Source organism: Flavicella sp., assembly GCF_029238425.1.
GTDB lineage: Bacteria > Bacteroidota > Bacteroidia > Flavobacteriales > Flavobacteriaceae > Flavicella.
The window spans coordinates 1-8,890 of the sequence record NZ_JAQWGB010000051.1; the positions used below are offsets into that span (position 1 = coordinate 1).

General features: G+C 34.2%; 5 protein-coding genes and 1 pseudogene. 5 read left to right on the forward strand and 1 reads right to left on the reverse strand.

Going from position 1 to position 8,890, the window contains the following annotated elements; genetic code table 11:
• On the forward strand, positions 1-2,443 hold a 2,443-nt coding region (locus P8H68_RS03275), incomplete at its 5' end, for an MBG domain-containing protein (protein ID WP_300321554.1).
• A 32-nt stretch (positions 2,444-2,475) separates the two neighbouring features.
• Positions 2,476-3,360, forward strand: a complete 885-nt coding sequence (locus P8H68_RS03280) for a type IX secretion system membrane protein PorP/SprF (protein ID WP_300321558.1) — start codon at positions 2,476-2,478, stop codon at positions 3,358-3,360.
• 65 nt (positions 3,361-3,425) lie between these two features.
• Here the strand turns inward: P8H68_RS03280 and P8H68_RS03285 are convergent, their stop codons facing one another.
• Complete coding sequence (locus P8H68_RS03285; protein ID WP_300321561.1) at positions 3,426-6,029, reverse strand: T9SS type A sorting domain-containing protein; 2,604 nt, start codon at positions 6,027-6,029, stop codon at positions 3,426-3,428.
• A 165-nt stretch (positions 6,030-6,194) separates the two neighbouring features.
• On the opposite strand from P8H68_RS03285, the gene P8H68_RS03290 reads away from it, so the two are divergent.
• The 3 genes and pseudogenes from P8H68_RS03290 to P8H68_RS03300 all read left to right on the forward strand — a co-directional run.
• Complete coding sequence (locus P8H68_RS03290; protein WP_300321563.1) at positions 6,195-8,312, forward strand: thioredoxin domain-containing protein; 2,118 nt, start codon at positions 6,195-6,197, stop codon at positions 8,310-8,312.
• A complete protein-coding gene (locus tag P8H68_RS03295; RefSeq protein WP_300321565.1) occupies positions 8,312-8,671 on the forward strand; it encodes a DUF1304 domain-containing protein in 360 nt (119 codons plus the stop codon). Before P8H68_RS03290 ends, P8H68_RS03295 begins: the two co-directional genes overlap by 1 nt.
• A gap of 9 nt (positions 8,672-8,680) precedes the next feature.
• Positions 8,681-8,890: pseudogene (locus P8H68_RS03300) on the forward strand (mechanosensitive ion channel family protein); the annotation flags it as partial.

Genomic DNA, 8,890 nt, shown 5'->3' on the forward strand with positions numbered 1-8,890 from the left:
TCTAGGAAATGCGGGTACCGTTACTATCCGTGCTTCTCAGGCTGCAAATGGAATATATGGTTCGAGCTCAAAGGACATTACATTAACGATAGGAAAAAAACCTTTGACCGTTACTGCAGAAGCAAAATCTAAAGTATATGGCGCAGCGGATCCTTCACTTACGTACTTAGCAACTTTAGAAGGTGCTGATGTGCTGACAGGAAGCTTGTCAAGAGCGGCAGGAACAGATGTAGGAACTTATGCGATTAGTTCAACATTAATAAATAGCAACTACGATATTACTTTTGTACCAGCCAACTTAACAATTACGAAAAAAGCATTAACGGTAACTGCAGAAGCAAAATCTAAAGTATATGGTTCTAGTGATCCTACACTTACTTATAATGCAACCTTAGAAGGAGCTGATGTACTTACTGGAAGTTTATCAAGAGCGGCAGGAACAGATGTGGGAACTTATGCGATTAGTTCTACCTTAAGCAATAGTAATTATGATATTACTTTTGTACCAACGAATCTATCGATTACAAAAAGAGCGATTACAATTACTGCTGATGAAAAGTCAAAAGTATCTGGAGAAAATGATCCAGAATTCACATACCAAATCTCTTCAGGAAGTTTGGTTAGTGGAGATACATTTTCTGGAAAATTAACTAGAAACTCTGGAGACTCTGTAGGTATTTACGATATCCTCATCGGAGATCTAACTTTAGGTGGGAATTATGACCTTTCTTTTGTGAGTAATAGATTTAATGTCTCATTGGTATTAACAACAGGTGCTTTGCGTCGTTCTTCAAAAGCAGTAATCATAGAAGGTCAGATTTCAATTGAAGCAAATGTTATTGAAAGAGGAGTTGTATATTCATCTACAAACACGGACCCTCAAATTGGAGCTACTAATGTAATTCAACTAGCAGATACTTCTGTAAGCGGTCCTTTTCAAATGACCATCACTGGTTTGAACTCTTTTACCAAGTACTATTTTCAAACCTATATCATTGTTGAAACTCCTTCAGGGAAGATTAGAATATTTACATCAAATAAATCTTTAGCCTCATCAGAATTATATGGAGGTGCAAAAGATTTCACTACTTTAACAGAGGAACCTACATTGGCACTTACTGAAAATACGAATCCAACAACTGGAACTGAAAGAGTAGATCCTGAGATAAATTTAGAAATTGGCTTTAATAGTGCTATTCAAAAAGGTTCTGGATATATTTTACTTAAAAAAGCCAGTGACGACACATTACTTGAAACAATTGACGTATCAAGCGCAAATGTCGCTGTAACAGGGCAAAAAGTGACAATCACACCAACCTTAGAATTACCACAGACAACGCAAGTTTATGTAATAGTGCCCGTTGGAGCTATAGAAGATCTATCAGGAAATGGATGGACTGGTTTTAACGACAAAACAGATTGGAACTTTACTAGTGACGATACAGTACTTCCAACAATAGTAGCAATAACACCAAATCATACATCTACTAATATTGCACCACACAGCAATTTGGAAATTTCATTTTCTGAAGAAATTGTTAAAGGAACTGGTAACATACTAGTAAAAGATCATCTTGACAATAGCACTATAGCTACTATAGTTGTAACTAGCACACAAGTAAGTGTTGCTTCAAATGTTGTAACTATTAATCCTACAACGGATCTCCCAAGTGAAACATCATTTTATGTTGAGATTGAGGGCACGGCGTTTAAAGATAGTTATGACAATAATTTCAGTGGCGTTAACACCAAAGACATTTGGAGTTTTGCAACAGCAGATATTACAGCTCCAAATAGTCCTGTAATTGTAGAAGTTGCCGACTACACTTGTTCCGAGACAACTCTTGCAACAGCAGACAACACATTTGTAATAACAGGTACCGCTGAAAATGAAAGCACAGTAAATGTTTTTATCAACGATACAAATGTGGGAACTGTAAGTACAGATAGCAATGGTAGTTGGACCTTAGATTTAAGTTCTACTGTTCAAATAGATGGTGAGTACAACATAACCGCAACAGCAACGGATAGTTCTAACAACACAAGTAACGCATCAGATGAATTTGAAATTATCGTTTCTACCACAAATAGTGATCTAGACAACATACCAGACTTTTGTGATTCTGATGCCGAAAACGACGGTTATGCAGACGCTACTCAGATCACAGAAAAAACCAAATATGGATTCTCACCTAATGGGGATGGCATAAATGATACTTGGACAATTAGAGACATTGAAAACTTTGACAACAACTCAGTAAAAGTCTTTAACAGATCAGGAAGGTTAGTATATGCTAAAGACAATTATGATAATACTTGGGACGGAACTTCGTCTGCTGCAATAGGAAATGGAAAACTACCTGTAGGAGCTTACTATTTCACAATCGATTTAAAAGTTGATGGAGTGAAGATGGTTTCGGGATGGATTTACATCAATTATTAATCAATATATCATTCAAATAAAAAATAAAAAAAATGAAATATTTTAAACTTTTAAGTCTGATATTCACTGTTTTATACATCTCAAAAACAGAAGCTCAACAAGACCCTAACTTTACGATGTATAATTTTAACATGAATATTATAAACCCTGCTTATGCAGGAGCCAACGAGTTCACTGAAATTAGCTTAGCCTACAGGAGTCAATGGATAGGGGTGCCAAATGCCCCAGAAACTCAAACATTAACCTATTCTCAGCCCCTTAAAAATAATATGGGAATTGGTGTATCAATAATCAATGACAAGGTCTTTGTTTTGGCTGAAACGGATGTAGCCGTAGATTTTTCTTATAAAGTTCAATTGACAAAAAATGAATCATTAACTTTTGGAATCAAGGCAGGTGGAGCTTTCACAAATATAGATTTAACGAATGCAGGTGCACCTGAGTTAGATCCTTTATTTGGCTCTAACGAAAGTGCTTTTAACCCGCAGATAGGAGCCGGTTTTCATTTAAAAAGTCAAAACTATTATATTAGCATATCTACTCCCAATTTCCTAAACGGGAAGCGATATGAAAAAGATGGGAATGTTCCAATCGCTGCGTTAAATGCCTTCCATACTTATCTTGGAGGAGGATATATATTTACTCTCAATAAATCAACAACTTTAACTCCTGGTATTATGGCTAGAGTAGTTGAAGGAGCTCCAACTTCTTATGATGTATTTACTACATTTGATTTTAATCAAAGGGCTACAGCTGGGGTTAACTACAGAGTTGATGAATCTGTTTCATTATACGCATTAATGAGCACCAAAAACAACTTTAGGTTTGGATTAGGCTATGATATCAGTACATCAAAACTATATGATTCTAACAACGCATCATCTATAGAGTTAATTCTTAAATACAAATGGAATTAAAATATATTAATACAAATAAAAAAACTCGCTATTTCTAGCGAGTTTTTTTTATTAATTATATGGCATCAATTTACAATCAACTGCACTGCATCAAAGTTTTTAGTATCAGTCGTTACTTTTAAATAATAAATTCCAGTACTCAAACCTTCTTTTGTAATTTGCATTTGATTATAACCAAGAGATGTGTCTGGCTGCATCGTTTTTATCAGAGATCCAGTAATATTAAAAATCTCGATCTTACATTGGGATAAACTTTCTGTATAAAAACTAATTTGAGCATCCGAAACAATTGGGTTTGGAAAAACCACAGCTTTATCTTTAGTAAATGTATAGTCTTCCACGTCTTTAGTCTCAAAGGAAATATTTTTCATATCTACTTTTTTCTCAACTTCAGTAACTCCATCAGAAGCCATAGTAATGACAATAGAAACCGCATCATCCAACACCAAATCTTTTGATGCTTTTGATGTAAAGTAAGACAATGGCAATTGATAATGTTTAAACGTTCCATCCAAAGGAATAATCGTTCTATATTGGTCAGCCCAATCCTCTATACTTTCCTTAACTATAGTTATCTCTACTTCTCCCGTTCCACTCGCATCAAACTCTAAAACATTGAAATCAGATAAATTTACAGACTTAAAGCGCGGTGTAAAAGCTCTATAAGCAGATACATAAGAAGTTACTTTCGCTTCAAAGTTTAAATCTCTTTCCACACGCAAACCATTCCCTTCGTAGCTAGATTCGTTTTCTGTAATTTCAAATTTCTCAACATCAGTACCTTCTTGAGAACTGTCTAAGCCCCAAGGACCATCAGACATAAATAAGTCATCAGAAGTTTCACCTGTATCATTTTGAATTCTAAAACCAATATCAAACAAAGCTCCAGTATTTAAGGTCATACTTGTTAAATACCCTTCTTGTAAACTTATTTCTTCATTTATATTTTCAGTTTCGCTGGTTTCCGTTCTTTTAAGCCCTGCATCAAATTGAATTTTCTTACTAGAATTAGTATTCACCAACTCTAACTCTATTGTACCATTTACATATTTACCTTTTTTAACAAAAACCGGAGGTGGAGCAGAGTTATCATACAGACTAATTGGCTTTTGCGCCTCAAACAAATTCAACACTTCTTCCCCTAACAACACCAAATCATCAATTTTATTTGTCCATATCTGGAAATTATAATATTGAGCGTCTGCTGTATATTTGTCAATATTCCAATGGCTATCAATTTCAAAACTAGTTTCATCTGAATTTAATTTCCCTGAGAAACTCAAGACAAATTCAATCGAACCATCTACATTTTTAATTATTGATTTGATAAAGGTAATTTCATTTAATTCTATCGTAGAAACAGACAACAACTCGCTTCCTAACAATCTATCACAAATATATTTAGTATGCTCGTACACTCCATTTTCCGTCACACTAGCTAATACTACAGCCACTGTTTCATTGTCTTTTATATAATCAACTGAAAATAACTCACTTGCATTTGTCATATTGATCAAATCAATTGGAGAAGACTCAATTGCGGTTGTTTCTGGTAAGATTTCTAAAGGTATTAAATCAATCAATCCAAAATTATTAGCAGACTTCGCCATTTTATAACCACTCCCTTTGGTAACTTTCTTAGCTTTTTTCTTACTGAATTTATAACTATTCTTACTTCTCATGTAGTTTCTTTGGTTGATCTGTTGAGAAAGCCTATCGTTACTTTCTAAACCTCCGTCGTTCCCACTTGAAACTACCGGAACTAAAACAGGACAACTTGAAACACCTGAACATGAAGGGTCATCACAATCTACCAATCCATCTCCATCATCATCAATTCCGTTGATACAATCTTCTTGCGGTACAGGAGCTGTAGGACATCTTGCACCATCATTACTTGCACTTGAAGGACCATATGCAAATAAATTTGAATTCATTGCAGCCCCAGGTTCTAAGTCCTGCACATTATAAACTATATAAATGGTTCCTGTTTGGTTTGCTGAAACATAAAAACGTCCAGAAGCATCAAAATAAACTGCTCCGTAGGTATAATTCAATCCTGCTAAAATTGGAATTTCACCTAAATCATCAACATTACCTGTATCTCCATTTATACGGTACAAATGATTCGTTCCTTTTCCAACAGTATATAACATTCCATCAACTGCATTGAATGCCCAATCATGGATATTTATATTTTCGGATAAAGTATTTGTACTTTCATACTTGATATAATTTTCAGATTCCGGATCAAGATTTACTTTAAAATAAGTGGTTCCACCTCCTTTGAAATGATAAATACCAGTTGCACTTACATCCCCTACATACCTTCCTCCATTTGGTAGCTCTGGAATTTCGTATATAGAAACATTAAAATTTTTACCGATCCTAACTATAGAATTAGCTGGTTCAGACACATACCCCCATATGTATCCATCTGCGGGATTGTAACCTGCAGCATTGATTCTCCCTGGTGTTATATCCGTTGCAACTTCATATGCACTTCCTGAAGCTAAATCTATCGCATACACATCGTTGTACTGGAAAAGATAAGCATTGTAATCACAATTAAAAGGCTCTTCTTGCGCGTTTAGAGTACAACTGATAAAAAAAAATAAAATCATATTTATTTTCCAATTCATCTGATTGATTAGTAATCTTGTTTTCATCTTGATAGATTTTAAATTCATGTAAAAATAGATTCAAAACATTCTATAAATTTCAATTTTAGCCTAAGTAACGCTTAACATCGACGAAGCGTTCTTTGCCTTCGATAAACGTTTTTTACTAAATAGAACAAGCTTTTGTTATATTTGTGAAAACCTAAAAAATAAATGTATAGAGTTCTTAATTTACTAATCGTCATAGCAATTTTTATTAGTTGTAATCAAAAACATATAAAAGGTACGAAAAAATTTAAACATACCAATGCTCTAATACATGAGACAAGTCCTTATTTACTGCAACATGCACACAACCCTGTCAATTGGCATGCTTGGAATGAAGAAACACTAGCACTTGCTAAAAAAGAAAACAAATTAATTCTTATTTCTGTGGGTTATGCGGCCTGTCACTGGTGCCATGTGATGGAACATGAAAGTTTTGAAAACGACTCGGTTGCAAAAATCATGAATGAGAATTTTATCAATATTAAAATCGATAGAGAAGAAAGACCAGATATTGATCAAATATACATGACAGCCGTTCAACTTTTAACTCAAAGCGGTGGATGGCCTTTGAATTGTGTTGCTCTTCCTGATGGTAGACCCTTCTGGGGAGGAACTTATTTCCCAAAAGAAGAATGGATGAGCAATCTTACACGAATTGCAGATTTCTATAAAAAGGATCCAGAAAAAATTACTGAATATGCAGACAATCTTACCAAAGGAATAAAAGACGCTGAAACAATATCTTTAAACACAACCAAACCGGTTTATCTCAAAGACACCCTTAGCTCAGCTGTAGAAAAATGGTCTCAACAATTTGACAGAAATTTGGGTGGTACGAACAGAGCTCCAAAATTCCCGATGCCAAACAATTATCATTTTCTATTAAGATTTGCTACTCAGACCAAAAATAAAAATCTACTTGACTATACTTATAACACTTTAAATAAAATGGCTCTTGGTGGAATTTTTGACCATGTGGGTGGTGGATTTGCAAGATATTCTACGGATAAAAATTGGCATATCCCCCATTTTGAAAAAATGCTATACGACAATGCACAACTTGTGAGTTTGTATGCTGATGCCTACTTAATTTCTAAAACCAAACTTTACAAAGAAACTGTTTACAGAACCTTAGACTTTGTAGAAAGAGAACTCACCAACAACGAAGGAGCTTTTTACTCTTCCTTAGATGCTGACAGTAAAAATGAAGACGACGAATTGGAAGAAGGAGCATTTTATGTATGGACTAAAAAGGAGTTACAGCAGATCCTTGGGAAAGAATTCTCATTATTCGCGGACTATTACAACATCAATGATTATGGTTTTTGGGAGAACAATACCTACAACCTGATCAGAACCTCAACAGATAAAGAGTTTTCTGCCAAACATAAATTGAGTATCAATGATTTAGAGCGTCAAGTTGCAACATGGCAACAGAACTTACTTAAAAAAAGAGCTAAAAGAGAAAGACCGAGGCTCGATGACAAATCACTGACTTCATGGAATGCGCTAATGCTAAAAGGATATATTGATGCCTATCGTGTTTTTGACGATCCAAAATTTTTAAAAATCGCATTAAAAAATGCGCATTTTATCAAAAACAAACAAATCAGAAAAGATGGAGGCTTGAATCATAATTACAAAAACGGAACAAGCAATATCAATGGATATCTAGAAGACTATGCAGCTGTTATAGATGCTTATATTTCTTTGTATGAAATCACACTAGACCAAGAATGGCTGAACATCTCAAAAAATTTAGCGGAATATTGTTTTAAACATTTCTACAACCAAGAAGTAAAAATGTTTTATTTCACTTCCGACGAGGACAAAAATTTAATCACCAGAAAAATGGAGGTTACCGACAATGTAATCCCAGCTTCTAATTCTATTCTTGCCAATTCCTTATTTAAACTTGGACTCTATTTTGAAAACAAAAAGTTTAAAAACACAAGCAAACAAATGCTCAATAATGTTGTAAATGATATGTCAGCTTATGCTTCTGGCTACTCAAATTGGATGATATTATACAGCAACTTAACAACGGATTTTTATGAGGTTGCAGTCGTAGGTAAAGAAGCTAAGAAAAAAATAAAAGAGCTAAACCAAATTTACATCCCAAATAAAATCATCGCTGGAAGCACAGTGAATAGTCAAGAACCTCTTTTGAAAAATAGATTTTCTGAGAATGAAACATTACTTTATATTTGTATTGAAGGGACCTGCAAACTTCCGGTTTCTTCAGTAAAAAAAGCTACGAACCAAATAAAAATTGACTATTAATGGAAATCTTAACCACTGCCTTGACACTATTAGTCTCCTTAATTCATTTCTATTTTTTATATCTAGAAATGGTCTTATGGACAAAACCAAAGGGCATGAAAACTTTTAGACTTGAAAAAGATTTTGCAGAAAAAACTAAAGTTCTTGCGGCAAATCAAGGTCTTTACAATGGGTTTTTAGCAGCAGGAATTCTCTGGTCATGGACCTTTGAAAATCATGCTGCAGTTTTATTTTTTCTTTGGTGCGTTATCATAGCAGGTATTTACGGCAGTTATAGCCTAAAAAAACGAACCATATTTTATATCCAATCTATCCCTGCAATATTGGCAATTGCATTTATTTATATCAATACCCTATAATTTTAAACAATGGACGAATTAGAAGATTTTTCAGAAGACATCAGTCAGATTGACTATGCAAAATACACAGAACTAGCAATTGAATTTGGAGTGCGACTAGCCATTGGATTATTAATTTTAGTAATCGGACTTTGGATCATAAAAAAATTGGTAAAAGTCAGTGATTCTTTAATGGAGAAAGCTGAATTAGAAACAAGTCTGTTGCGGTTTTTATCACAT